The organism is Sphingomonas pseudosanguinis (assembly GCF_014196255.1).
Taxonomy (GTDB): domain Bacteria; phylum Pseudomonadota; class Alphaproteobacteria; order Sphingomonadales; family Sphingomonadaceae; genus Sphingomonas; species Sphingomonas pseudosanguinis.
In genome coordinates this window covers 58292-83413 of sequence record NZ_JACIDH010000016.1, presented here as the reverse complement: position 1 = coordinate 83413, position 25122 = coordinate 58292, and the positions used below count along the sequence as shown (strand labels likewise).

Below are 25122 nucleotides of genomic sequence, written 5' to 3'. Positions count from 1 at the left end.
GCAACCCGCTACGACAAACTCGCCGTCAACTTCCTCTCAGGCGTCGCCATCGCAACCGCGCTCGCATTCTGGCTCTGATTGAGTCTCGACCATAATCGCGCACAAAATGGCAAGGCAAACTGAGATCGGCTGACCTATCAGCCGATCAAGGACTACATGTGCAGATGTGAAAGATCGAGATCAGGATAGATGATTGCGGACATCGCCGCGTAGAGTAGCCGTGGACTGTAACCTTGCCCATAAGAATCCGCGACAGCACCAGTGCCTGTCGAGGTAGTCCATCCACCAAGCGTGAGCGCAATATCACGATCGATCTTTGCCTCACGCAACCCGTCTCGGAATGTGTGCCTGAACGCATGGAAGCATGTTCGCTCTTTTGCGGCGTCGCATGATATCTAAAATCTTGCGAACCACTTTGAAAATTTTCCAGAATAGAGGCCCAAAGAATCTATAGTAAGGTCGGGAAACAACCGCTCATCTTTTGCTCGTCGACGATCACGGACGTATTCTGCAAATCCGATACGCAAAAGCTCGGGATGCACGGGCACCACGCGGTAACTCGCCGCAGTCTTCAGACTCTTCCCATCCCCTTCCGTTGCCGACACCACGAAGCAGAGGATGCCATCCAGTTCACGCACGTCGTTGGTCAGCATCTGGCAAATTTCCCCTTGCCGGAGGCCGCCCCACAACGCCACCAAAGGTATCCAGAATCGTGACCTTCGAGGCCGATTAACGCCGCGACAAGCGTATCCGTTTTCATCGTCGCGGCACCCTCTGTAGAGGGGAGCATCAAAGATACGTTTTAGTTGCCATGATTCAAATGGAAGCCGCTTGTCGCGTGCCATGCGGGTGTCCATCACTCGCAGTCCGCGTGCAGGATTCCGATGGATAATCTCTTCTTTGACAGCCCAGTTGAATAAGCTCGACAGCTTATTCATGTATTCATTGATGTTGGCGACGCTCATTCCTGCATCGCCCCTTGCCTCCGCCGCCTCAGCGATCTCTCTTGGGGATAAATCCGGCCACCGCTTCCTCGCATTTGGCGGCAGCTTTTGAAGCACAGCAAGAACGTCTCTGCACTCGTCTCTCGAAATCAACCCGAAGCGCCTCTCGCGACCGAGAATGGCGGCGATCGTGGCAAACGTGGACCGGTAGACGATCGAGCTTTTTGACGTTCGGCTGATCGTTGGATCGGTTAGATAACGCTCGCAAACCTCGGCGAACGTTAAGCTGCACGACGTAAAAGAGGTGCGGCAAACCGGGCTCGGTTTCGCGATGACGCCCCGGTCTTGAACGGTAGCCGCGCCGCCTGCTTGCCGAAGAGCATCAAACTGCCTTTCGATGTCGCAAGCAATTTCCCTGACTGATCGTCTGGCCACAGCGAGAGAGGCTGTCTTCAACGATCGATTTATCCGGGGCTTGCCAACGATGGCGATCAGGTCAGCCGGAACGCGCGTTCGATACTGATAAACCGCGCCTCGACGCCACAAGCCGCACGGCAGTCGATTGGGCGACACCTCTGGGCTACAGTTTGCCTTGCCATTTTGTGCGCGATTAGAGTCGCTTAACCCATGGTCCGCAAAGGTGATGGGCGACACCAGCGGGTTACAATCGGCACGAGGCTGTTGCTCAAGCGGTTGGTTTTTCGATGTTTTTGGGGAGATGGTGCCGCTTACAGGACTCGAACCTGTGACCCCCGCATTACGAATGCGATGCTCTACCAGCTGAGCTAAAGCGGCCCTTCGTCGAAACCGGCTGGTGTCCGGTCGAGGATGGCGCGCTTAACAGGTCCTTCTGGGGCTGGCAAGCGGCTTTGGCGTCTTTACACGCCGTTAAGGACGATGCCCGCATGACGGCGCCGGACAATGAGGAAGGCGATCATGACCACCGGGCCGGATCTGAACGAGGCGTCGTCCGTCGATCGGGACGGTGCGGGGGAGTCGCTGGGCGAGGACGTGCTGTTCGGGCTGGCGGGGGTGGAGCGGCGGCTGCATGCGCGCGCCTATCACCACTGGGTGTCGCTGCTGGGCGATGCGCCCTATCCGTTGATCGACGCGCTCGACCCGCAGGGGATCGCCGACTTCGCCACCCATTCGGTGCTGCTCGACTTTCGCGGGGGAGAGGGCGACCCGACCATCGCCTATATCGGCGGCGCGCTGCGCGACGAATGTGGGGCGACGCCGATGCCGATGCGGGTCGGCGCGCTGCCGCCCGGATCGCTGCTGTCGCGGATGATCGGCCATTATCCGCAGCTTCTGGCGAGCAAGGCTCCGGCTGGTTTCGAGGCCGAGTTCGTGAACGCACGCGGGCGCACCACCCTCTACCGCGCGATCCTGTTGCCCTATTCGTCGACCGGCGAGACGATCGACTTCATCCACGGTGTCGTCAATTGGAAGGAGGTCGCCGATCCGCTGCTCCAGGCGACGCTCGATTCGGCGCTGTTCGATGCGATCGGCGCGAATCGGCCCGATGCGGGGCCGGCGGACGGCGTGTGGGACGTGGCGGAGCCGCCCAAGGGCGACCGCATCCGGCGCGATCCCGAAGCGCTGGCACATATCACCTTCGAAAGCGGCGCCAGCCCCGGCAGCCTGATCGTGATGGTCGGACGGGTCGGGCCGGACGGTACGGTCGCCATCCTGGGTTCGGTGGCGGATGATCCCCGCTTTACCGATAGAGTCTTGCGCGCCGTACAATAAAAATTGCGCTGCGGCGCAACATCTTTTCTCGGGCTGCAAAGGGTTGAGCGGCGCGAAAGCCGGGCCTAGGACTTTCACCCATGGCACCGAATATGTCGCATCCGATGGCCGACGCGATTGCCGCGCGGCTGACCCAAGGCGCCCTTCCGGCGGAGTTGCAGGGGTTCGGCCCCGCGGAGGTGGCTGCCGCGGCAGCCTTCGTCGCTGGCGTCGCCGAGCGGCGCGCGGCCGGCGAGCCGTCGATCGCGCTGGAGCCGATGTCGGGCGACGACACGCATCGCCGCATGCGCCTGGCCATCGTCAACGACGACATGCCCTTCCTGGTCGATTCGATCGCGGCGATGGTCGGCGCGGATGGGATCGCCATCGACCGGGTGATCCATCCCGTCCTGCCCGTGACGCGCGATGCGGAAGGCCATTTGCAGGGCATCGGCACGGGCGGAAAGTCCGAATCCTTCATCTATCTGGAAATGGAACGCGCCGATGCGCGCGACCGGCGCGGATTGGTCGACGATTTGCGCGCCGTGCTGGCCGATGTGCGGGCGGCCGTCGCCGACTGGTCGGGGTTGCAGGATGCGCTGGCCGCCGATGCGACCACGCTGGGCGAGAAGAATGGCGAGGGCGCGGCGCTCCTGCTGTGGTTCCTGAACGGCAAGCTGACGCTGCTGGGCCATGAAAAATGGTACGAGGATGGCCGCGACGCCCCCGCGCTGGGCGTGGCGCGGACGCCGCACAAGGTGCCGCTGCTCGCCGATACGTCGCGCCAGCGCGCGCTCGATTATTTCGCGCAAGGCGGCGCGGCGCCGCTGCTGCTCAAGTCCAATGCGATTTCGACCGTCCACCGCTCGGTGCCGCTCGATCTGGTGCTGGTGCCGGTGATGGAAGGGGGCCGCGCCGTCGGCCTGTCGATCCATGCGGGGCTGTGGACCAGCGCCGCGCTCGCCAGCCCGCCGCATGAGGTGCCGGTGCTGCGCACCCGCCTGGCAGCACTTCAGGCCAAGTTCGGCTTCGACCCGCGCGGCCATACCGGCAAGGCGCTGACCCATGCGCTGACCGCGCTGCCGCATGATCTGGTCACGGCCTTCCCGGCCGAGGCGCTGGAGCAGCTGGCGCTGACCGCCATGTCGCTGGCCGATCGTCCGCGCCCCGAGCTGGTGCTGGTCCGATCGGTGTTGCAGCGGCATCTGTTCGCCTTCGTCTGGCTGCCGCGCGACGAGCTGACCACCGCACGCCGCGTCGCGATCGGCGAGATGCTGGGCGAGGCGGCGAATGGCTCGCTGCTCAACTGGTCGATCGCGCTGGAGGACGGCGTCGTGGCGCTGATCCGCTATACCATCGATCTGCGCCAGGACGGCCGCCTGCCCGACACGGGCGCACTGGCCGAGCGGCTGCGCAAGATGGTGCGCGGCTGGATGCCCGATGTCGAGGCGGCGCTGGCCGAGCAGGTGCCCGCGCCCCGGGCGGCGCGTCTGGCGCTGCGCTGGGCCAATGGCTTCCCGACCAATTACCGCAATGTCAGCGATGCGGCCGAAGCCGCCGCCGACATTCTTCGCCTGTCGAGCCTGGAGAATGAGGGCAGCCGTTCGGTCCGCCTGTTCCCAGTCCAGCCGGGGCAGGATCGCCAGCTGAAGATCTACAAGCTGAACGGCGCGCTGCCCTTGTCGGACGCAGTGCCGGTGCTGGAGAATTTCGGTTTCCGCGTGATCGGCGAGCTGCCGACGCGGCTGCGCGACGATTCCGATCCCTTCGTCCATGACTTCATCGTCGAGACCGAGGCGACGACCGAGCCCAAGGGCGCGGCGGTGCTGGAGGGGGCGATCGCGGCCGTGCTGGAGGGCGCGGCGGAGAATGACGCGTTCAACCGCCTGATCGTCGATGTCGGGCTCAGCCCGCAGGCGGTGGTGCTGTTCCGCGCCTGGTTCCGTTATCTGCGCCAGGCCGGGCTGCCTTATGGCCTGACCACGGTGGTCGATGCGCTGCGCCGGGCACCCCGACTCGCGACCGCGCTGATCGAGCGGTTCACCGCCGCACATGATCCGAAGGCTGGGGGCGACATCTCCGCCGCCGATGCCGCCATCGCGGCGGGCCTGGATGCGGTGTCGGCGATCGATGACGACCGTATCCTGCGCAGCTTCCGCGACATGATCGCCGCCACGCTGCGCACCAACGCCTTTGCCGAGGCGGGCAGGGAGGCGCTGGCGTTCAAGCTGGACAGCCACATGATTCCGGGGCTCCCGGCGCCGTTGCCGTGGCGTGAGGTGTGGGTCTATTCCCCGCGTGTCGAGGGCATCCACTTGCGCGCCGGACCCGTCGCGCGTGGCGGTCTGCGCTGGTCGGATCGTCGCGACGACTTCCGCACCGAAATCCTGGGCCTGATGAAGGCGCAGCGGGTGAAGAATGCGGTCATCGTGCCGACCGGCGCGAAGGGCGGTTTCTACCCCAAGCAGCTGCCGTCGCCGGTCACCGACCGTGACGGTTGGGCCGCCGAGGGCAAGGAAAGCTACCGCGTGTTCATCCGCGCGCTGCTGTCGATCACCGACAATATCGTCGAGGGCGCGGTGGTGCACCCGGACGGCGTGCGCGTGCTGGACGGCGAAGACCCCTATTTCGTGGTCGCCGCCGACAAGGGCACCGCGACCTTCTCCGACGTCGCCAATGCGCTGGCGCTGGAGCGTGGCTTCTGGCTGGGCGACGCTTTTGCGAGCGGTGGCAGCCAGGGGTACGACCATAAGGCGATGGGCATCACCGCCAAGGGCGCCTGGGTTTCGGTCCAGCGCCACTTTGCCGAGCGCGGCGTGGACGTGCAGAGCCAGCCCATCCGCGTCGTCGGCTGCGGCGACATGTCGGGTGACGTGTTCGGCAACGGGATGCTGCTGTCCAAGGCGATCAAGCTGGTCGCGGCGTTCGACCATCGCCACATCTTCCTCGACCCCAATCCCGATCCCGCAACCGGCTGGGACGAGCGCGCCCGCATGTTCGCGCTCCCCCGGTCGAGCTGGGCGGATTACGACACCAGCCTGATTTCGGCCGGCGGCGGCGTGTTCCCGCGTTCGGCCAAGACCATCCCGCTGTCGGACGAAATCCGCGAGGCTTTGGGCATCACCGCCACGTCGCTGGAGCCGACCGCGCTCATCTCGGCGATCCTGAAGGCCCCGGCCGACTTGCTCTGGTTCGGCGGCATCGGGACGTACATCAAGGCGGCGGCGGAGAATAACGTCCAGGTCGGCGATCCGGCCAACGACCGGCTGCGCGTCGATGCCGAGGATCTGCGCGTCACCGCCATCGGCGAGGGCGCCAATCTGGGGGTGACCCAGGCCGCGCGCATCGCCTTTGCCGAGCGCGGCGGGCGGATCAACACCGACTTCATCGACAATTCGGCGGGCGTCGACTGTTCGGATAACGAGGTCAATATCAAGATCGCGCTCAACCGCGAGATGATCGAGGGCCGTCTGGCGGAGGAGGACCGCAACACGCTGCTCGCGTCGATGACCGACGACGTCGCGCATATCGTGCTGGAGGATAACCGGCTCCAGACGTTGGGGCTCTCCATCGCCGAGGCGGACGGCGCGGGCGCGATGCCGAGCTATGTCCGCGTCATCGAAATCTTCGAGAGCGCCGGGCGGCTCGACCGCGCAGTCGAGGGGCTGGGCAGCAACGATGTGCTGCTGCGGCGCGGGCAGGACGGCATCGCGCTGACCCGGCCCGAACTCGCCGTGCTGCTGGCGACGGCCAAGCTGACCTTGCAGGACGCGATCGAGAACAGCCCGCTGGCGCTGGACGACGAACTGCTCCCCGATCTGCGCGCGGCCTTCCCGCCCGCGATGCAGGAGGCGTTCGGCGAGGCGATCGACCAGCATCGCCTGCGCGGTGAGATCGTCGCGACCAAGCTGGCCAACCGGATCGTCAACCGGATGGGCATCCTCCACCCGTTCGAGCTGGCGGAGGAAGAGGGCGCGGCGATGGCCGACATCGCGGCGATGTTCGTCGTGGTCGAGCGGCTGTTCGACCTGCCCGCGCTGTGGACCGCGATCGAGACGGCGGCGATGCCTGAGGCCGCGCGGATCGCCTTGTTCGACGAGGTGGCGCGTGCCACCCGGTCGCAGATCGCCGACCTGTTGCGTTCCATGCCCGCGGGCACCTCGCCCGGTGCGGCGCTGGAGCGGTTGCAGCCCGGCATCGCGCGGCTGGCGGCGGAAACGCCCGCGCTGCTGCGCGACGAGGCCAAGGCGCAGAGCGCGCGGGTCGTGGCCGCACTGGAGGAGGCGGGGGCGCCTGCCGATCTCGCGGCGCGGGTGGTGCGCGTGTCCGAACTCGACGGCGCGGTGGGTCTGGCCGATCTGGGCCAGCGGCTGTCGCTGGACGAGACGCGGCTGACCCATGCCTTCACCCGTCTGGGTCAGGCGCTGGGCCTCGACTGGGCACAGGGTCAGGCGGCGCGGATCAGCCCCAGCGATCCGTGGGAGCGGTTGCTGATCGCCGGCCTCGCGCGCGATTTCCAGCAGCAGCGGCTCGACTTCCTGGGCCGTGCGGGCACGACCGACCCGGAAGCGGCGGTCGAGGCATGGCTGGAGCGCAATGCAGCACGCGTGGGCCAGTTCAAGGCGGTGATCGACCGCGCGCGCCTGGCGGCCCAGCCCAATGCCGCGATGCTGGCGCAGATCGCGGGGCAAGCACGGGTGCTCCTCGGGCGCTGATCTGTTCTCCGGCGAAGGCCGGGGTCCAGTTCCTTTGCCGTCTGAGGCGCGCAAGACGCCGCGTGGGAGGCCCCTCCTGCGCGGCGTTTTCGTTCACGCGAAGCCGCGACGACGCGAAGAAGTGATGTTCGCGCGGAGACGCGGAGGCGCGGAGAAGAAGATGTGTTCGCGCAGAGGCGCAGAGGACGCAGAGAACAAGAAACCCGTGCAGCGCGTGTAGAGCGGGATGACGTCAGTTTGACCCAATCCGTCATTGCGAGCGTAGCAAAGCAATCCAGTGTCCGGGCGAGACGCTCTGGATTGCTTCGCTACGCTCGCAATGACGAATCCATCTCATGTCATCCTTCTCTATTCATCCGCGCCCGAGATAAGAGGGCCGCTGGCGCGGCGGGCGAGACACCTCCGCGTCTCCGCGCCTCCGCGCGAACCAACCTTCTTCGCGTCCTCGCGGCTTCGCGTGAAAATCAGATCGCCACGCACTTCTCCAGCAGCCAGTCGCGATCCGCGCCCTCCAGCTCCGGCGCCAGAATCTCCGCCACCCTTGCATGATACGCGTTGAGCCATTCCCGCTCCTCCGCCGTCAGCAACTCGGGAACGATCAACGTCCGCTCGATCGGGCACAGGGTCAGCGTCTCGAAACCCAGCATGTCGCGATCCGCGCCCGCAATCTGACGCGGTTCGACCAGCACGAGATTTTCGATGCGGATGCCATATTCTCCCGCCTTGTAATAACCCGGCTCGTTGGACAGCATCATGCCCGCGCGCAGCGGCTCCATCGCGGCGCCGCCGGGATAGTTGGGCGCGGCGATACGCTGCGGTCCCTCATGCACCGACAGATAGGCGCCGACGCCGTGGCCGGTGCCGTGGGCGTAATCGAGCCCAACCTCCCAGAGCGGTCGCCGCGCCAGCGAGTCCAGATGCCCGCCCAACGTCCCGTCCGGGAAGACGGCGGTCGCGAGACCGATATGCCCCTTCAACACGCGGGTGAAGCGGTCGCGCATTTCGTCCGTGGGCGTGCCGATCGGCATGACGCGGGTGATGTCGGTGGTGCCGTCCTGATACTGGCCCCCTGAGTCGATCAGGAACAGCTGCCCCAATTCGATCGCCGCGTTCGACTCCTCGGTGACATGATAATGCGGGCTCGCCCCATGCGCGCCGGTCGCCGAGATGGTCGAGAAGCTGGTGTCCTTAAGCAGCTCCGTCGCCTCACGGCACGCCAACAATTGCGCGGCGGCGGACAGCTCCGTTTGCCCGCCCTTGGGGCATTCGCTCTCGACCCAGCGCAGGAAGCGCACCATCGCCGCGCCGTCGCGGACCGAGGCGGCGCGGTGCCCGGCGATCTCGGCGGGGTTCTTGATCGCCTTGGTCAGCACCACCGGATCACGAAGCGCCAGCACTTTGGCCCCGCCCGCCTCCAGTCCTTGCGCAATGGCCGCGACCGCGCGCTCAGGGTCCGCGACGACGCGCTTGCCCGCAAAGCCGGTCAGATAACCCTCGAACGCCGCCCGGTCGTGCAGCCGCACCGCATTGCCCAGATGCGCGCGCACCTCGGGCGTGATCTTCTCGGGCGCGATGAACAGGTCGGTCTCGCCGTCGGCATGGACGATCGCATAAGACAGCGCGACCGGCGTATGCGCGACGTCGGTGCCGCGTACGTTGAGCGCCCAGGCGATCGAGTCCAGCGCCGACAGCACCACCGCATCGGCGCGCTGCTCGGCCAGCCATTCGCCGATCCGCGCGCGCTTGGCGGCCGAGCTTTCGCCCGCCACCGCATCGTCCTGCACGGTCAGTACGGCGGAGGAGGGGGCGGGGCGGTCGGTCCAGACCGCGTCGATCGGATTGGTCGTGACCGCCACCAGTTCCGCCTCGCGATCGGCGAGGGCTGCGGCCATGTCGGCGACCTGCTGGCGGGTGTGCAGCCAGGGGTCATAGCCGATCCGCTGCCCCGCCGCCGTCTCGCGACCCAGCCAGCCCGCCACGCTGTCCTGCGGCACGGGGATATAGGCATAGTCCTCGCCCGACACCTGCTCGCGCACCTGCAGTGTGTAGCGCCCATCGGTGAAGATCGCCGCCTTTTCCGCCAGCACCACCGCCGACCCCGCCGAGCCGCCGAACCCGGTCAGCCAGCCCAGCCGCTGTGCATAATCGCCGACATATTCGCTCATATGCTCGTCGGTCAGCGGCACGACGAAACCGTCGAGGCCTTGTGCGGCCAGTTCGGCACGAAGGGCGGAGAGGCGGGTGGAATGGGACATGGCGGGGACCTGACAGGGATGGGAAACGCCGCCGGTCTAGCTTCGTGGGCTGACAGCGTCGAGCCTGGCAGGCGCTTGCGCGATGTGTCCGGCCATATGCGACCCCCACAGCCGTTCAGCTTGAGCGAAGTCGAAGCGCATGTTCCGCGCTGCGCCACGTCGGGCGTCCCGTGGCCTTCGACTTCACTCAGCCTGAACGGAGGTTGGGAGAAACCATCCTCCACCCCTTCCGGCGGGGCCCAACCCTAGCTACATCCGCACGATGACCGACAGCCCCGCGCTTACGCCCCCCGTCGCCGAAACCCGCCCGCACAGCTTCACCGCGCATGGTATCACCATCGACGACCCCTATGCCTGGCTGAAGGACCCCGCCTATCCGGAGGTCACCGACAAGGACGTCCTGGCCTATGTCGAGGCGGAGAATGCCTATTTCGAGGGCGTGATGGCCCCGCGCCAGCCGCTGATCGACCGGCTGTACGAAGAGATGAAGGGGCGGATCAAGGAGGACGAATCCTCGGTCCCGCAAAAGGATGGCGACTGGCTCTACTGGACCGCGTTCGAGACGGGTGGCCAGTATCGCAAATGGTGGAGGAAGCCCGTTACGGGCGGTCCGGACGAACTGCTGCTCGACGAACCCGCGCTCGCCGAGGGCAAGGAGTATTTCCGGCTGGGCGCCTTCTCGATCAGCAACAATGGCCGCTACCTGGCCTATGCGATCGACGACAATGGCTCGGAGCGGTTCGAGGTTCGGATCAAGGACCTGACCACCGGCGAGCATCTGCCCGAGGTGATTCCGGGCATGTTGTCGGAAATCGTCTGGGTCGCCGACGATAGCGGCTTTCTTTACGGCGTTGCGAACGCCCAGTGGCGGACCGACAATGCCCGCTTCCACAAGCTGGGCACGCCGGTCGCGGAAGACGTCGAGCTGTTCCATGAGGATGACGAGGGCTACCGCGTCGCCGTCGCCGAGACCTCGGCGCGCAACTGGATCGTGATCGCGACCGGCGATCACGTCACCAGTGAGGTGCGGCTGCTGCCCGCCGACAATGTCTTCGCCGAACCGATCCTGGTCGCGCCCCGCAAGGAGGGCCGCGAATATGACATCGACGAGCATGACGGCACGCTGTTCATCCATACCAACGATGTGGACCCGCAATTCCGCCTGTGCACCGCCTCGATCGACAATCCCGGCGACTGGCACGAGCTGATCGGCCCGAACCCGCATTTCTACATGACCGGGGTCGAGTGCTATAAGGACTTCTTCGTGGTGGAGGGGCGCGAGGACGGTTTGGACCGCATCGCCATCCACCGCTACGACACGCCGACCGTACCGCAGCGGATCGAATTCCCCGAGGCGAGCTATACCGCGGGTCTGGGCGACAATCCCGAATATGACGTGTCGACCTTACGCCTCGGTTACGAGTCGATGGTCACGCCGGGCACCGTCTATGACTATGACGTCGCGACCGGTGGGCTGACCCAGCTGAAGGTGCAGGAAATCCCGTCGGGCTATGACGCGGACAAGTATCGGACCGAGCGGCTGAAGATCGCTGCGCGCGACGGGACGATGGTGCCGGTATCGATCGTCTACCCCAAGGACTTCCCGCGCGACGGGTCGGGCAAGCTGTTCCTCTATGCGTACGGCGCCTACGGCTATGCCATTCCGCCGGGCTTCTCGACCGGGCGCATGAGCCTGCTCGATCGCGGTTTCGCCTATGCCATCGCGCATATTCGCGGCGGCGACGATCTGGGCCAGCAATGGTATATGGACGGCAAGCTCGAGAAGCGCACTAACACCTTCCACGACTTCGTCGATGTGGCGAAGGGGCTGATCGACGGCGGCTGGACGGCCAAGGGCCAGATCGCGATCGCGGGTCGCTCGGCGGGAGGCGAGCTGATGGGCGCCGTGGTCAATTCCGACCCCGAACTCTGGGGCGCGGTGATCGCCGATGTGCCGTTCGTCGACGTGCTCAACACGATGATGGACGCCGAACTGCCGCTGACGCCCGGTGAGTGGCCCGAATGGGGCAACCCGATCGAGGACAAGGCGGCATTCGAGCTGATCCGCAGCTACAGCCCCTATGACAATGTGAAGCCCCAGGCCTATCCGCCGATGTTCATCTCGGGCGGGCTGAACGATCCGCGCGTCACCTATTGGGAACCCGCCAAATGGGCGGCCCGGCTGCGTGCGACGAAGATCGACGACAATCTGCTGCTGCTCAAGACCAATATGGGCGCGGGCCATGGCGGCAAGTCGGGCCGGTTCGAGAGCTTGCGCGAAGGCGCGGAGGAGCATGCCTTCGTCCTGTGGCAGATGGGAGTCGAGTCCTGAGTATCGAGGCGATCGTCGCGCGCTTCGGCGCGGTGGCGATCGCGCTGGGCGCGGGGCTGGAGGGGGAGACGGCGGTCGTCACCGGCGGCATCCTGGCGCATCAGGGGCTGGTCGCCTGGCCCGCCGCGCTGGTGGCGGCGGCGATCGGATCGTTCCTGGCCGACCAGATCTTCTTCACTATCGGCCGGCGTGCGCGTGACGGCCGATGGGTGGGCAAGCTGCGCCGCCGGCGCGTCTATGCCCGTGTCATGACGATGATGGAGAAGCACCCGGTCGGCTTCATCTTCGCCTTCCGCTTCCTCTATGGCCTGCGCACGATCAGCCCGGTCGCGATCGGCACCAGCGACGTCCCGACCCGGCTGTTCGTCGCGGTCAATGCCGTGTCCGCCGCATGCTGGGCGTCGCTGTTCATCGGCATCGGCTATCTGTTCGGCGAGGCGTTTCAGGAGCTGGCGGCGCGCTGGCGGCCCAGCCTGCCACATATCCTGATGGCCGCCGCGCTGGTCATGATCGCCGCCGCGATCGGCTGGGGCCTGCGCACGCTTTGGCAACGGCACAAGGAACCGGGTGACACGGCATGAACCCTTTCAGCATGACCATCACCGCCGGCCCCGAGCATATCGACGAGCTGGGCCATGTGAACAACGCCGTCTGGGTCCAGTGGATTCAGGCGATCGCCACCGCGCATTGGGAAGCCGTCGCGCCGCCCGAGCATGTCGCGGCGCATGTCTGGGTCGTGACGCGGCACGAGATCGACTATCGCGGCAATGTCGTCGCCGGCGAGACGGTAACCGCCGAGACCTGGGTGCCCAACCCGCCCAAGGGCGCGCGCTTCGACCGGCATGTCCGGTTCCTGGGGGAAGACGGACAGGTGAAGGTCGAGGCGGTGACGACCTGGGCGCTGATCGACCGCGCCACCGGCCGGCTGCTCCGCGTGACGCCCGCGATCGCCGCGCCCTTCATGGTTTGAGCGCAAGAAGCGGGACGCATCGCGCACGCCGTTGCGCTAGGATCGCGCGATGTTGAGCGAATGCACCATGGCCTCGCCGGTGGGCGAGCTGACCCTCGTGGCGAGCGAGCAGGGCTTGCGCGCCGTCCTCTGGGCCGAGGAACGCGCGGGGCGCGTGCCCTTGCCCGAGCGGCGCGATGATCCGGCGCATGCCGTGTTGGCCGAGGCGGTGCGCCAGCTGACCGGATATTTCGCCGGGGAGCGCCGCGTGTTCGACCTGCCGCTCGATCCCGTCGGCACCGATTTCCAGAAGAGCGTCTGGACCGGCCTGAACGCTATTCCCTATGGGGAGACGCGCAGCTTCGCCGCGCTCGCCGCCGCGATCGGGCGACCGGGCGCCTCGCGCGCGGTCGGGGCCGCCAATGGCCGCAATCCGTTGTCGATCGTCACGCCGTGCCACCGGGTGATCGGTGCCAACGGCACGTTGACCGGCTTTGCGGGCGGGCTGGCGGTGAAGCGGTGGCTGCTCGCGCACGAACGCGGCGAGCCGGACCTGACGCTCGCATGAGCTATCCGCCGGCCGCGTTTCGCGAGACGCGCGAGGATGTGCTGCTGGGGGCGGTGGCGGAGATCGGCCTCGCCGCGCTGGTCGTGGTGCGTGACGGCATGCCCGAGGCGGTGTCGTTGCCGATGATCATGACGCGCGATGGCGAAGCGCTGATGCTGGAGGGGCATGTCGCGCTCGCCAATCCGCTCTGGCGGCTGGCCGAGGGCGGCACGGCGGCGCTGGCGATCTTTCAGGGACCGCATGCCTATGTCCATCCCGGCTGGTATCCCGCCAAGCGCGCGCATGGGAAGGTCGTGCCGACCTGGAATTATGTCGTGGTGCAGGCGCATGGAACGCTGGCCGTCACGCGCGATCCCGACTGGCTGGCGGCGCATCTGGCGCGGCTGACCGATGCCCGGGAAGCGGACCGGCCGGAGCCGTGGTCGCTGGCCGATGCGCCGGAAGGTTATATCGCGGCCTTGCAGCGAGGGATCGTCGGCCTGACCCTGCGGGTCACGCGGCTGGAGGGGGTGTGGAAGATTGCCCAGCATCATCCCGAGGCGAATCGACGCGGCGTGATCACCGGGCTGTCGGCGTCGGACGCGGCGGGGGACCGGGCGATGGCGGCGGTGATGGAACGGGCCGAGTGCGATCGGGCGAACCGGTGATGGTTTATCCCGGAAAGGCTATAGCGGATCGATATTCAGCCTATTCCTCCCCTGCAAGGGGAGGTGGCAGGCCAAAGGCCTGACGGAGGGGTGTCCCCGTTGGCGAGATCAGCCTCCGCTCACAACCGGGGACACCCCTCCACCATGCTTCGCATGGTCCCCCTCCCCTTACAGGGGAGGAATGAAAGGGAGTCCTCGGCGCTTTTGGTAGGTCGCATGGGGGGCAACACCCTCACCCTTCCGGCGCTTCGCGCCTCCCTCCCTCTCCCATCGGGAGAGGGAAGGGGCCCGGCCGCGATAGTGGATGGGAAGGGTGAGGGCGGTCAGTGACTTAGTCCTCCCAGACGATGGTAATCGGCGCGTCGATCCCCAGTACGGCATGGACCGGACAGGCTGCCGCTGCCGCTTCCAACCGCTTGCGTTGCGCCATATCGTATCGCCCCGGCACCCGGACCGTCACCTCCAGCATCGTGATCCGGCGGGGTGCGTTGCCCATCGTCTTGGTCACGGTCGCCGTCGCGCCTGCCAGTTCCAGTCCGGCGACACGCCCCGCCATCGCCATGATGCTGAGTACACAGCCGCCCAGTGACACCGACAGCAGGTCGCTGGGCGAGAAATTCTCGTCGCGCCCGCCTAGCTCTTGCGAGGCATCCATGACCAGCACCGCGCCGTTGCCCGGATGCGTCACATGACAGCGCAGGCCGCCTTCATAATGAACGACGAAGTCGGCCACGTTACCCGCTGTTCCGAAGCGCAGTCGCGATGCCGTTGATCGACAACAGGATGCCCTCGCCGATACGCGGATCGTCCTCGCCCGCGCGGTGGCGCTTCATGAGTTCGATCTGGAGCAGGTTCAGCGGCTCGATATAGGGCAGGCGCAGGCGGATCGACGCCTCCAGCGCGGGGTTGTCGGACAGCAGCCGGCTCTGCCCGGTCACGCCCAGCAGGCCGTCGCGCGCGCGGTGCCAGCCGTCATGAATGCGCCCGAAGATCGCGCTGCGCAGCCCCTCATCCTCGACGAGGCCCGCATAGCGTCGCGCGATGCCAATGTCGGACTTGGCGAGCACCATCTCCATATTCGCCAGCGTCGCGGCGAAGAAGGGCCAGTTCTTGGCCATGTCGGCGAGCAGCGCCTTGTCCTCGAAATTCGCGATCGCGGTGCCGACGCCGTACCAGCCGGGCAGCATGACGCGCGCCTGGGCCCAGCTGAATACCCAGGGAATGGCACGCAAATCCTCGATCGCGTCCGACTTCTTGCGGCTGGCCGGGCGGCTGCCGATCTTCAGCCCCGCGATCTCGGCGATCGGCGTCATCTGGCGGAAGAAGGTTCGGAACCCCTCGGTGCCATAGACCAGGTCGCGATAGGTGGTGAAGGCGGTCGCCGACAATTGCTCCATCGCGGCAGTGAACCGCGCATTCTGGTCCGCCGACAGCCGCTCCGGCTCCAGGCTGGCGAGCAAGGTGGCCGAGGCCATCGCCTCGAGATTTGTCAGCGCGGAGTCGCGCGTGCCATATTTGCCCGCGATCACCTCGCCCTGCTCGGTGATGCGTATGCGGCCCTGCACCGTGCCGTGCGGCTGCGCGCGGATCGCGGCAAAGGCGCTGCCGCCGCCGCGCCCCACCGCGCCACCGCGCCCGTGGAACAGCTGCATCCGGACGCCCGCGTCGTCAAAGACGGGGCGGAAGGCGCTCGACGCCTTGGACAACGACCAGGTGGAGGTCAGGTAACCACCATCCTTGTTCGAATCCGAATAGCCGATCATCACTTCCTGATGGCCGCGTGCGCGGACGATCGCGGCGATTTCGGGCAGCGCGAAATAGGCGCGCATGATCTCTGGCCCCGCTTCCAGATCCTCGATCGTCTCGAACAGCGGCACCGCCATGATCGCGGCGGTGGCGGGCGCGCCGGGACGGTAGAGACCGAATTCCTTCAGCATCAGGTTGATCTCGAGCAGGTCGGACACCGACTTGCCCATCGAGACGATGTAGTTGGTGATGCACTTGGGCCCATATTTGGCATGAGCATCGGCGGCGGCCTGGACGATCGCCAGTTCGGAACGGGTCTCGTCCGAATAATCGGCATAGCGGCTGACCAGCGGCCGGGCATTGGCGAGTTCGCGGCGGAGCAGCGCAACGCGCGCCTCCTCGCCCAGCGCCAGATAGTCCGCCTCGACCCCGGCGACCTTCAACAGCTCGGCGACGACGCGTTCATGCACCGCCGAATTCTGGCGCAGGTCGAGCGTGGCGAGGTGGAAGCCGAACGTCTCGACCGCGCGGATCAGCCGCCCGAGCGCACCGCCGCTCGCCAAGGCGCCATCGCCGCGCGCCGCCAGCCCGCGCGCGATCGCAACCAGATCGGCGCGCAGCGCCTTGGGGTCGGAATAGGGTTCGCCGGTCAGCCGGCCGGGGCGGGGCGCGGGCTTGCCGGTCAGCGCCTCATGCGTCGCCGCCAGCCGCGCATAAATGCCCGACAGCGCGCGGCGATAGGGCTCGTCCGACCGGCTGACCGCGTCGTCCCCGCTCGCCTCGGCCAGCGCCAGCACGGCCTCGTCGACCTCGGCATGGCCGGTCGAGATGGAAAGTTCGGCGCCCAGCGCGTGCACCGCCTCGCAATAATGGCCCAGCACCGCTTCGGCCGCCTGCGCCAGCGCGGTGGTCAGCGACGAGGCGGTGACGAAGGGATTGCCGTCGCGGTCGCCACCGATCCACGATCCGGGGCGCAGGAAGGCGGGTACGCGCGCGCCGAACGCCTTGTCCCACCGCTGATAGAGGGCGGGCATCACCGGCAGGAAGACGTCGCGCAGGTAGGACAGCGCCGTCTCGACCTCGTCGGTGACGTACAGCCGCTCGCGGCGCAGCACGCGCGTCTGCCACAGCAGCGCGATCTGTCGCCCGATCGCCGCCTCGACATCGTTGCCGTCCGGGGTCACGTCCCGGCCCGCGTCGCGCATCGCCAGCAGTTCGGCGATGCGGTTGCGGTGGTCGATCATGCTCTTGCGCCGCACCTCGGTGGGGTGCGCGGTCAGCACGGGGACGACCAAAGCCTGCCCTAGCAGCGCCATTGCCTGGTCGCGGTCGATGCCCTGTTCGGCCAGCGTGGCCAGCACATCGGCGATATCGGCGGCGGGTTCGCGCGCGATGCCGTGCCGATCCTCGGCCAGGTTGGCGAGCATCGAGAACAGCATGAAGCCGCGCACGAAATCCAGCGTCTCGTCGAGCGCGAGGCGTTCCAGCTGCAGGTCGACCGAGCCGTCCTCACCCAGCCCGCGATAGCGATCGACCGAGGCGCGGCGAATGGCCTCGGTCGCCTCGAACAGCGCATCGCCGCCATAACGGCGGATCACATCGCCGAGCTGGGCGCCCAGAAAACGGATGTCGGCATTGTTGGCGATGGGGGGCAGGGTCGTCATGGACGCCATTGCTGCAACGCAATAGCGCGAACGTCAACCGATTGTGAGCGGCAATTTTGGTATAATATTATTGTCCGACTTAACCAATAATTGCGTAAATCGGAAAGCCCTTAGTTCGAATTCCCGGGCGCGGTGGTGTTCGCGCCCGTCGCCACCGGATTGGTCGGCGTGGCGGGGCGTTCGGTGCGCGAGGCTTCACGCTCCTCCGAGGTGACGGTGCCGTCGCGGTTCAGGTCCATGCGGTCGAAGCGCGCGAGCATGCCCTCGAAGAACTCGCTTTCGGTGATCTCGCCATCCTTGTTGCGGTCGAGTTCCCACAGGCGCGAGTTGGTGGTGGGCATCTCGTCGGCGGTGATGATGTCGTTGCCGTCGCGGTCGAGTTCGCGGAAGCGGCGGGCCATCATGCTGCCGAAATCGATGCGGCTGGTGACGGAGGGTGGCACGAAGCCGGCCTTGGCGGCGGCCCGGTCGGCCTCCGCATGGCTTTCTTCCTTCTTGCCGCACGCGGTGGTGGTGGCCATCAACGCCGTCAGCCCCAGGCCTATCGCCCAACCACGCATTCCCGACTCCTTGGCTCGTTACGCTTCCAGTTCAACGTCCCAATAGAGCCAGTCGTGCCATGTTTCATGCAGATAATTGGGCGGGAAGCTGCGGCCATGTTCCTGTAAATGCCAGTTTGTCGGGCGGATCGGCTCGACATGCAGCGGCATCGCGGCCTGTCGGGGCGTGCGCCCGCCCTTCTTCAGGTTGCACGGCGAACAGGCGGTGACGACATTCTCCCAGGTGGTCCGGCCGCCTTGCGCACGCGGGATGACATGGTCGAAGGTCAGGTCGCGGTGCGATCCGCAATATTGGCAGGAGAAGCGGTCGCGCAGGAACAGGTTGAAGCGGGTGAAGGCGGGGAATTGCGACGGCTTCACGAATTGCTTGAGCGCGATGACCGAGGGCAGCTTGACCTTGGCGGTCGGGCTGCGCACCTCGCGCTCATAATGGGCGACGATATCCACCCGGTCGAGGAACACGGCCTTCACCGCGGTCTGCCAGGGCCAGACCGACAGCGGATAATAGGACAGCGGCGTATAGTCCGCATTCAGCACGAGCGCCGGACAACTGTCCGGGTGTCGGATCAAATCGGGATGAAACACAGCTCCTCCCATCGATGTACGCCGACGCTCTTCGCGCAGGCGCGTGACATGGCTATGACACTATGGCGTATGACAGCATGGGATTGGAATCGCGGTCAAGGGTGCGCGCGATGAGCGGAGGGCCGGCGGTCGTCACCCGCTTCGCGCCTAGCCCGACCGGGCGGCTGCATCTGGGCCACGCGCTGTCGGCGGTGCGCGCGCATGATCTGGCGCGGGGCGGCGGCGGGCGCTTCCTGCTGCGCATCGAGGATATCGACGGCACGCGCAGCCGGCCCGAGCATGTCGAGACGATCTTGCGCGATCTGGGATGGCTGGGGCTGGCATGGGACGAGCTGTCCTTCCAGTCGGAGCGGCTGGACCTGTATACGGCGGCGCAAGGACAGCTAGCCGACCTGCTCTATCCGTGTTTTTGCACCCGTGCCGAGATCGCCGCCAGCCTGTCCGCGCCGCATGGCCCCGCGCCGGTCTATCCGGGGACGTGCCGCCATCTGTCGCCGGCGGACCGGCGGGCGCGGATGGGGCAGCCGCATAGCTGGCGGATCGACATGGCGCGCGCGGTCGAACGCGCCGGGCCGCTGACCTGGCATGACGCATATGCGGGGGAGGTCATCGCCGATCCGCTCGCGCAGGGCGACGTTATCCTGGCGCGCAAGGACGCGCCGGCCAGCTATCATCTGGCGGTGACGGTCGACGATGCCGCGCAAGGGGTGAGCGACGTCGTGCGCGGGGTCGATCTGTTCGACGCCACCCATGTCCACCGGCTGCTCCAGGCGCTGCTCGGCTTGCCGACGCCGCGCTATCACCACCATCCGCTGATCGTCGGTGCGGACGGGCAGCGGCTGGCCAAGCGCCATGGCGCCCCCGCGCTGGCGGCGATGCGCGAGGGCGGCGCGGACGGCCATGCGCTCAGCGATGCGCTGCGCCGCAATATGCTTCCCGCTGGATTTCGGCTGGGGGAGGCGTAAGCTCGGGGCATGACCACTTTTCTCGTGATCCTGCTGATCGCGGCGATGCTCGCCACCCTGGTCGCGCTGGTGCGCGGCATCGTCAGCTTCCTGCAGGAAGCCTCGGCCGAGGCGCGCGGCGAGGGGCCGACCGCGTCGCAACTGAAATCCAACCGGATGATGCAGCAGCGCATCTTCTTCCAGGCGCTGGCGATTACCGTCGTCGTCCTGCTGCTGTTCATGGCGGGGCGCACCTGATCCGATGGTCAAGCTGACGAAGATCTACACCCGCACCGGCGATGCGGGGACGACCGGGCTGGTCGACGGCACGCGCCGATCCAAGGCGGACGCGCGGCTGGTCGCGATCGGCGAGGTGGACGAGGCGAACAGCGCCATCGGCGTGGCGCTGCTCAGCCTCGACGGTCCGCTGGCCGACGATCTGACGCGAATCCAGAACGACCTGTTCGATCTGGGTGCCGATCTCGCCACGCCCGGCGACGTCGAAGGCGCGCTGCGCATCCTGACCGAGCAGGTCGCGCGGCTGGAGGATCAGATCGACGCGATGAACGCGCAGCTGTCGCCGCTGACCAGCTTCATCCTGCCCGGCGGTACACCGGCGGCGGCGCATCTGCACCTGGCGCGGGCGATCGCACGGCGGGCCGAGCGGGCGGGCGTCTTGCTTGGAGACCATGAGCCGATCAATCCGTCCGCGCTCGCCTATCTCAACCGATTGTCCGACTGGCTGTTCGTTGCGGCGCGCGTGGTGAACAAAAACGGCGCATCGGACGTTCTTTGGGTTCCAGGAGGGGTGCGCGCGACACGGTAACGGGCCGGTCGATGTGCCCCGCTAGTCCGGGGAGCATCCGAATGCCGACTCTCGTCCCGTCCCCCGCGACGGCCCCGGCGCCTGCCGATCCGCTGGTTTCCCGCTATCGTGACGTCCGCGCGCTGACCCTGGCGCTGGCCGCGCCGCTGTCGGATGCCGATGCCACCGTCCAGTCGATGCCCGACGCATCGCCCGCCAAATGGCACATGGCGCACACGACCTGGTTCTTCGAAACCTTCGTGCTACGCGATCATGTGCCGGGCTATCACCTGCACGATCCCCGTTTCCCCTTCCTGTTCAACAGCTATTACGAAGCGGAAGGGAAACGCCACGCGCGCCACCGCCGGGGCATGATCACCCGCCCGACCCTGGACGAGGTGCGGGCGTACCGCGCGCATGTCGACGCCGCGCTGGTGGCGGCGCTGCCCGATCTGCCCGCGGCGGCCCGCGAACTGGTGGCGCTGGGCTGTCATCATGAGGAGCAGCATCAGGAACTGTTCGTCACCGACATCCTGCATCTGTTCTCGGAAAATCCGCTTGAACCGGCGCTGTACGCGGCGCAGCCCAAGACGCCGGTGGCGATGCCCGGTCCGGTCGGCTGGATCGAAGGGGCCAGCGGGATCGTACGGATCGGCCATGACGGACAGGGCTTCGCCTTCGACTGCGAAGGGCCGCGCCACGACACATTGCTCCACCGGCACGCCATCGCCGACCGCACCGTCACCAATGCCGAGTGGATGAACTTCATCGAGGATGGCGGCTATCGCGATCCCCGGCTCTGGCTGTCGGACGGCTGGGCCTGGGTGAAGGGCGAGGGGATCGTCGCGCCGCTCTATTGGGAGGAGCGCGACGGTGGCTGGACCCGCTTCGGGCTGGACGGTCGCCGCGCGGTCGATCCGGCCGCCCCCGTCACCCATGTCAGCTTCTACGAGGCGGATGCCTATGCCAGTTGGGCCGGCGCGCGCCTGCCGACCGAGGCGGAGTGGGAGACGGCCGCCGCGTCGCATGATCCGGCCGGCGGCAACCAGATGGACGATGCCGGCGCGGTCGAACCGCGTCCGTCGCCCGACAGCCCCGCCTTTTTCGGCGATGTCTGGGAATGGACCGGCAGCGCCTATCGCCCCTATCCCGGCTTCCACCCCGTCGAGGGCGCGGTCGGCGAATATAATGGCAAGTTCATGAACGGCCAGTTCGTGCTGCGCGGCGGCAGCTGCGCCACGCCGCGAGGGCATGCCCGCGCCTGTTACCGCAACTTCTTCTACCCCCATCAGCGCTGGCAGTTCACCGGCGTCCGTCTGGCAAAGGACCTGTAATCATGCTGAAGCCCGAGATCGAGGACGGTCAGATGTCGCTTGCCGACCCCGCCTTCCGCGCCGATGTCCTCGCCGGGCTGGAGCGCCGCCCGCGCGCCATCCCCGCGCGCTGGTTCTACGACCGCAAGGGCTCCGAACTGTTCGAGGCGATCACCGACCTGCCCGAATATTATCCGACCCGCACCGAGACGATGATCCTGAAGACCATGTGCCCCGAACTGGTCGCGCATGTTGGCCGGGGCCGTGCGGTCGTCGAATTCGGCTCGGGCTCTTCGACCAAGACGCCGGTGCTGCTGCGCTGCGTCGAACCCTCGGCCTATGTACCGATCGACATTTCGGGCGACTTCCTGCGCGAATCCTCGCGCAACCTGCAACAGGCCTTTCCCGATCTGCCCATCCATCCGCTGGAGGGGGATTTCATGCATCCGCTGGCGTTGCCGGCGATGGTCGCGGACATGCCCAAGCTGGGCTTCTTCCCCGGCTCGACCATCGGCAACATGACGCCCGCCATGGCGACCGACCTGCTGCGCGCGATGCGCGGCTCGCTGGGCGAGGGGGCGATGCTGCTGATCGGGATGGACCGCGCCAAGCCGGCCGACATCCTGGTGCCCGCCTATGATGACGCGCAAGGGGTGACGGCGGCGTTCAACCGCAACCTGCTCGACCGGATCAACCGCGAACTCGACGGCACCATCCCGGTCGAGGCGTTCCGCCACCGCGCGGTGTGGAACGATGACCGCTCGCGGATCGAAATGCATCTCTCGGCGGAGCGCGACGTCGACTTCACCATCGAGGGGCGCCCCTTCGCCATGGCGGCGGGTGAGACCATCCATACCGAGAACAGCCACAAATATGGCCTGCGCGAGGCCAAGATCCTGCTGCGCGCGGGCGGCTGGACCCCGGTCGCGCACTGGAGCGATCCGGACGATCTGTTCAGCGTTTATCTCGCCGAAGCGCAATCGGCTCGTCTGGCGCCATAAACGCTTGGGCGCATAAATAGTCAGGCAAAACCGGTTGGTCGAAAAGGTTGCGTCTTTTTCATCCAACCGGCGTTGTTCTTCCCGGCCCGTTGGAATGTATGTCGTCGATAAAGTCTGTCCGCCGGGTCCCAGTACAAGTTCTTTTGATGGTAACGTGCCAACGAATAGAGTTTGTGTTGGTTTCCTAGTGGGAGGAGCATGATGACGGAAAGCGCACAATTGCTCGACGCATTCGAGGCACGGGCCGAGCGCCGGGATCACAGGCGTGACTTTTTCAAGATGGCGATCGGTGCGGCGGCGGTGGGTGCCACCGCTTTCACCCTGACCAGCAAGGCCGGCGCCCAGTCGACCATCACCGATACCGATATTCTGAACTTCGCGCTCAACCTCGAATATCTCGAAGCACAGTTCTATGCCTATGCCGCCAATGGCGTCGGCCTGCCCGCCAACCAGCTGACCGGTACGGGGACGCAGGGTGCGGTCACGGGCGGTGCGCAGGTGGCGTTCAACGGCGATACCCTCGTCCAGGCCTATGCGCGCGAGATCGCGGCGGACGAAGCGGCACATGTCGCCTTCCTGCGCACCGCGCTCGGCAGCGCGGCGGTGGCACAGCCGGCGATCAACATCTCGGGCGATGCCAATGGCCCGTTCACGGCGGCGGCCCGTTTGGCCGGTGTCGTCGGTCCGACCGAGACGTTCAATCCCTATGAAACGCCCAGCGGCTTCCTGCTCGCAGCCTATATCTTCGAGGATGTCGGCGTGACGGCGTACAAGGGTGCCTCGCCGCTGATCACCAACAAGACCTTCCTGCAGGCGGCAGCCGGCATCCTGGCGGTCGAGGCCTATCACGCGGCCATCATCCGTACGACGCTCTATGCGCGCGGCTACAACCCGGCGAATCCGGTGGAATTGCTGCCGCTCGCCGCCGGTCGGATTTCCGCCTTGCGCGACAGCGTCGATGGGTCGAGCAGCTTGGATCAGGGCATTGCCCAAACGACGGTCAATGGCCAGCTCGTCTCCAACATCGTGCCGACCGACACGAACGGCATCGTGTTCAGCCGTTCGCCGCAGCAGGTGTTGAACATCGTCTATCTGAACAAGGCGGCCGCCACCCTGGGCGGGTTCTTCCCCGCCGGCGTCAACGGTAACCTGCGCGCGAGCGTGGCGAACTGATCCCTTTTTTCCTCGACTGGAGAGGATCGTAATCATGAGCGAAGAACGCTTCATTCTCGACGTGATCGAAGAGGCATCGGCCAAGCGCCGGGCCGACCGCCGCCGTTTCATGCGCATGGCCGCCGGGGCCGGTGCCGTGGGCGGGCTGGCGATGCTGGGTGCGTGCAACAACGACGATGACGACGTCATCGTCATCCCGACGCCGACCCCCACCCCGACCTCGACCGCCTCGGTCACCGATGCCGATGTGCTGAACTTTGCGCTTCAGCTCGAATATCTCGAAGCGCAGTTCTACAGCTATGCCGCGTTCGGCACCGGTCTGTCTTCCTCGCTGCTTGGCGGCGCGGGCACGCAAGGATCGGTCGCGATCAACACCAGCGCCACCGATGGTGCCGGCCAGCCGCGCCAGGTCCGGTTCCAGGACCCGATCGTCGCACAATATGCGCGCGAGATCGCCTATGACGAGATCGCGCACGTCACCTTCCTGCGCAACGCGCTGGGTAGTGCTGCGGTGGCACAGCCGGCGATCAACCTGTCGGGCGATGCCAATGGCGCTTTCACGGCGGCGGCACGCGCGGCGGGCGTGGTCGGCAGCAGTGGGACCTTCGACCCCTATGCCTCGGACGAAGCCTTTCTGCTGGGCGCCTTCCTGTTCGAGGATGTCGGCGTCACGGCCTATATGGGCGGCGTCACCCTGCTGACCAACAAGACCTTTATCGAGGCGGCGGCGGGCATCCACGCGGCGGAGGCCTATCATGCCGGTCTCGTGCGCACGACGATCTATCGCAAGGGCCTGAGCACCACGGGGTCCACGCTGATCGAGAATGCTGGCAAGATCTCGGACGCTCGTGACAGCCTGGACGGTTCGAGCGATCTGGACCAGGGCATCGTCGCGACGGTGAACGGGCAGCAGGTGGCGAACCTCGTTCCCGCCGACTCCAACGCGATCGCCTTTGTCCGCACGCCGGGCCAGGTGCTCAACATCGTCTATCTGAACAAGGCCTCGGTCACCAGCGGCGGGTTCTTCCCCGGCGGCCTCAACGGCACGGTCCGCTCCAGCGCCGCCAGCGGCTGACGAACCGCGTTACCCCCAAGGCCTTGTCAAAAAGGCCGTTTCACTACGGGTCCTGACCCCGACCGGCCTCTTCCCCATTCGCCGGTCGGGGTATTTTTATGCCCGTTCGTCGCGG

Annotated in this window: 20 protein-coding genes and 1 tRNA gene; 14 read left to right on the top strand and 7 right to left on the bottom strand. The window is 66.5% G+C overall.

Annotated features, from left to right (window positions below; all coding sequences use genetic code 11):
- Window positions 1–395: 395 nt before the first annotated feature.
- Window positions 396–1598, bottom strand: a complete 1203-nt coding sequence (locus GGR48_RS14560; RefSeq protein ID WP_183952567.1) for a DUF6538 domain-containing protein — start codon at window positions 1596–1598, stop codon at window positions 396–398.
- Window positions 1599–1663: 65 nt separating this feature from the next.
- Window positions 1664–1739: transfer RNA gene (locus tag GGR48_RS14555), tRNA-Thr, on the bottom strand.
- Between the two features lie 141 nt (window positions 1740–1880).
- Between GGR48_RS14555 and GGR48_RS14550 the strand changes: the two genes are divergently transcribed.
- Both GGR48_RS14550 and GGR48_RS14545 read left to right on the top strand, forming a co-directional pair.
- Window positions 1881–2696: a PAS domain-containing protein gene (locus tag GGR48_RS14550; protein ID WP_183952566.1), complete on the top strand. Its 816-nt coding sequence runs from the start codon at window positions 1881–1883 to the stop codon at window positions 2694–2696.
- A gap of 80 nt (window positions 2697–2776) precedes the next feature.
- Window positions 2777–7390 (top strand): NAD-glutamate dehydrogenase, encoded by a 4614-nt coding sequence (locus GGR48_RS14545; RefSeq protein WP_240456111.1) that lies wholly within the window; start codon window positions 2777–2779, stop codon window positions 7388–7390.
- Window positions 7391–7854: 464 nt separating this feature from the next.
- Here the strand turns inward: GGR48_RS14545 and GGR48_RS14540 are convergent, their stop codons facing one another.
- On the bottom strand, window positions 7855–9645 hold the full coding sequence (locus GGR48_RS14540; RefSeq protein ID WP_183952565.1) for an aminopeptidase P family protein: 1791 nt from the start codon (window positions 9643–9645) through the stop codon (window positions 7855–7857).
- Window positions 9646–9907: 262 nt separating this feature from the next.
- Between GGR48_RS14540 and GGR48_RS14535 the strand changes: the two genes are divergently transcribed.
- From GGR48_RS14535 to GGR48_RS14515, 5 genes are read left to right on the top strand one after another with little or no spacing between them, the layout of a single operon-like run.
- Window positions 9908–11977: a S9 family peptidase gene (locus GGR48_RS14535; protein ID WP_183952564.1), complete on the top strand. Its 2070-nt coding sequence runs from the start codon at window positions 9908–9910 to the stop codon at window positions 11975–11977.
- Window positions 11953–12558, top strand: a complete 606-nt coding sequence (locus GGR48_RS14530) for a VTT domain-containing protein (RefSeq protein ID WP_183952563.1) — start codon at window positions 11953–11955, stop codon at window positions 12556–12558. The genes GGR48_RS14535 and GGR48_RS14530 overlap by 25 nt, the downstream gene beginning before the upstream one ends.
- Complete coding sequence (locus GGR48_RS14525; RefSeq protein WP_183952562.1) at window positions 12555–12947, top strand: acyl-CoA thioesterase; 393 nt, start codon at window positions 12555–12557, stop codon at window positions 12945–12947. Before GGR48_RS14530 ends, GGR48_RS14525 begins: the two co-directional genes overlap by 4 nt.
- Window positions 12948–12996: 49 nt before the next feature.
- Complete coding sequence (locus GGR48_RS14520; RefSeq protein ID WP_183952561.1) at window positions 12997–13494, top strand: methylated-DNA--[protein]-cysteine S-methyltransferase; 498 nt, start codon at window positions 12997–12999, stop codon at window positions 13492–13494.
- Entirely contained in the window at window positions 13491–14141 is a 651-nt protein-coding gene (locus GGR48_RS14515) for an FMN-binding negative transcriptional regulator (protein WP_183952560.1), read from the top strand. Before GGR48_RS14520 ends, GGR48_RS14515 begins: the two co-directional genes overlap by 4 nt.
- 331 nt (window positions 14142–14472) lie before the next feature.
- On the opposite strand, the gene GGR48_RS14510 is transcribed toward GGR48_RS14515, so the two are convergent.
- The 4 genes from GGR48_RS14510 to GGR48_RS14495 form a co-directional block, all read right to left on the bottom strand.
- Window positions 14473–14874 (bottom strand): OsmC family protein, encoded by a 402-nt coding sequence (locus GGR48_RS14510; RefSeq protein ID WP_183952559.1) that lies wholly within the window; start codon window positions 14872–14874, stop codon window positions 14473–14475.
- A gap of 1 nt (window position 14875) precedes the next feature.
- Entirely contained in the window at window positions 14876–17551 is a 2676-nt protein-coding gene (ppc, locus tag GGR48_RS14505) for a phosphoenolpyruvate carboxylase (RefSeq protein ID WP_420854070.1), read from the bottom strand.
- Window positions 17552–17661: 110 nt separating this feature from the next.
- Window positions 17662–18111: an EF-hand domain-containing protein gene (locus GGR48_RS14500; protein WP_183952557.1), complete on the bottom strand. Its 450-nt coding sequence runs from the start codon at window positions 18109–18111 to the stop codon at window positions 17662–17664.
- A gap of 18 nt (window positions 18112–18129) precedes the next feature.
- A complete protein-coding gene (locus GGR48_RS14495) occupies window positions 18130–18696 on the bottom strand; it encodes an HNH endonuclease (protein ID WP_183952556.1) in 567 nt (188 codons plus the stop codon).
- A 110-nt stretch (window positions 18697–18806) separates the two neighbouring features.
- On the opposite strand from GGR48_RS14495, the gene gluQRS reads away from it, so the two are divergent.
- The 7 genes from gluQRS to GGR48_RS14460 all read left to right on the top strand — a co-directional run bounded on the left by gluQRS (window position 18807) and on the right by GGR48_RS14460 (window position 25007).
- On the top strand, window positions 18807–19661 hold the full coding sequence (gluQRS, locus tag GGR48_RS14490) for a tRNA glutamyl-Q(34) synthetase GluQRS (protein WP_183952555.1): 855 nt from the start codon (window positions 18807–18809) through the stop codon (window positions 19659–19661).
- A gap of 9 nt (window positions 19662–19670) precedes the next feature.
- Entirely contained in the window at window positions 19671–19898 is a 228-nt protein-coding gene (locus tag GGR48_RS14485) for a twin transmembrane helix small protein (protein WP_183952554.1), read from the top strand.
- Between the two features lie 4 nt (window positions 19899–19902).
- On the top strand, window positions 19903–20466 hold the full coding sequence (locus GGR48_RS14480; protein ID WP_183952553.1) for a cob(I)yrinic acid a,c-diamide adenosyltransferase: 564 nt from the start codon (window positions 19903–19905) through the stop codon (window positions 20464–20466).
- 41 nt (window positions 20467–20507) lie between these two features.
- Window positions 20508–21779: an ergothioneine biosynthesis protein EgtB gene (egtB, locus tag GGR48_RS14475; protein WP_183952552.1), complete on the top strand. Its 1272-nt coding sequence runs from the start codon at window positions 20508–20510 to the stop codon at window positions 21777–21779.
- Between the two features lie 2 nt (window positions 21780–21781).
- Complete coding sequence (gene egtD / locus GGR48_RS14470) at window positions 21782–22759, top strand: L-histidine N(alpha)-methyltransferase (RefSeq protein ID WP_183952551.1); 978 nt, start codon at window positions 21782–21784, stop codon at window positions 22757–22759.
- A 201-nt stretch (window positions 22760–22960) separates the two neighbouring features.
- Window positions 22961–23932 carry a ferritin-like domain-containing protein gene (locus GGR48_RS14465; RefSeq protein ID WP_183952550.1) on the top strand — a complete coding sequence of 324 codons (972 nt, stop codon included), beginning with the start codon at window positions 22961–22963 and terminating at the stop codon, window positions 23930–23932.
- Window positions 23933–23966: 34 nt separating this feature from the next.
- Window positions 23967–25007 carry a ferritin-like domain-containing protein gene (locus GGR48_RS14460; protein ID WP_183952549.1) on the top strand — a complete coding sequence of 347 codons (1041 nt, stop codon included), beginning with the start codon at window positions 23967–23969 and terminating at the stop codon, window positions 25005–25007.
- Window positions 25008–25122: the final 115 nt, after the last annotated feature.

What these genes read in the sequence shown, in the direction of transcription:
- GGR48_RS14520 (WP_183952561.1), top strand. Translation starts at nt 12,997, where the DNA reads ATGTTGAGCGAATGCACCATGGCCTCGCCGGTGGGCGAGCTGACCCTC.
- GGR48_RS14550 (WP_183952566.1), top strand. Translation starts at nt 1,881, where the DNA reads ATGACCACCGGGCCGGATCTGAACGAGGCGTCGTCCGTCGATCGGGAC.
- GGR48_RS14535 (WP_183952564.1), top strand. Translation starts at nt 9,908, where the DNA reads ATGACCGACAGCCCCGCGCTTACGCCCCCCGTCGCCGAAACCCGCCCG.
- GGR48_RS14515 (WP_183952560.1), top strand. Translation starts at nt 13,491, where the DNA reads ATGAGCTATCCGCCGGCCGCGTTTCGCGAGACGCGCGAGGATGTGCTG.
- GGR48_RS14500 (WP_183952557.1), bottom strand. Translation starts at nt 18,111, where the DNA reads ATGCGTGGTTGGGCGATAGGCCTGGGGCTGACGGCGTTGATGGCCACC.
- GGR48_RS14465 (WP_183952550.1), top strand. Translation starts at nt 22,961, where the DNA reads ATGACGGAAAGCGCACAATTGCTCGACGCATTCGAGGCACGGGCCGAG.
- GGR48_RS14485 (WP_183952554.1), top strand. Translation starts at nt 19,671, where the DNA reads ATGACCACTTTTCTCGTGATCCTGCTGATCGCGGCGATGCTCGCCACC.
- GGR48_RS14545 (WP_240456111.1), top strand. Translation starts at nt 2,777, where the DNA reads ATGGCACCGAATATGTCGCATCCGATGGCCGACGCGATTGCCGCGCGG.
- ppc (WP_420854070.1), bottom strand. Translation starts at nt 17,551, where the DNA reads ATGACGACCCTGCCCCCCATCGCCAACAATGCCGACATCCGTTTTCTG.
- gluQRS (WP_183952555.1), top strand. Translation starts at nt 18,807, where the DNA reads ATGAGCGGAGGGCCGGCGGTCGTCACCCGCTTCGCGCCTAGCCCGACC.
- egtB (WP_183952552.1), top strand. Translation starts at nt 20,508, where the DNA reads ATGCCGACTCTCGTCCCGTCCCCCGCGACGGCCCCGGCGCCTGCCGAT.
- GGR48_RS14525 (WP_183952562.1), top strand. Translation starts at nt 12,555, where the DNA reads ATGAACCCTTTCAGCATGACCATCACCGCCGGCCCCGAGCATATCGAC.
- egtD (WP_183952551.1), top strand. Translation starts at nt 21,782, where the DNA reads ATGCTGAAGCCCGAGATCGAGGACGGTCAGATGTCGCTTGCCGACCCC.
- GGR48_RS14540 (WP_183952565.1), bottom strand. Translation starts at nt 9,645, where the DNA reads ATGTCCCATTCCACCCGCCTCTCCGCCCTTCGTGCCGAACTGGCCGCA.
- GGR48_RS14460 (WP_183952549.1), top strand. Translation starts at nt 23,967, where the DNA reads ATGAGCGAAGAACGCTTCATTCTCGACGTGATCGAAGAGGCATCGGCC.
- GGR48_RS14480 (WP_183952553.1), top strand. Translation starts at nt 19,903, where the DNA reads ATGGTCAAGCTGACGAAGATCTACACCCGCACCGGCGATGCGGGGACG.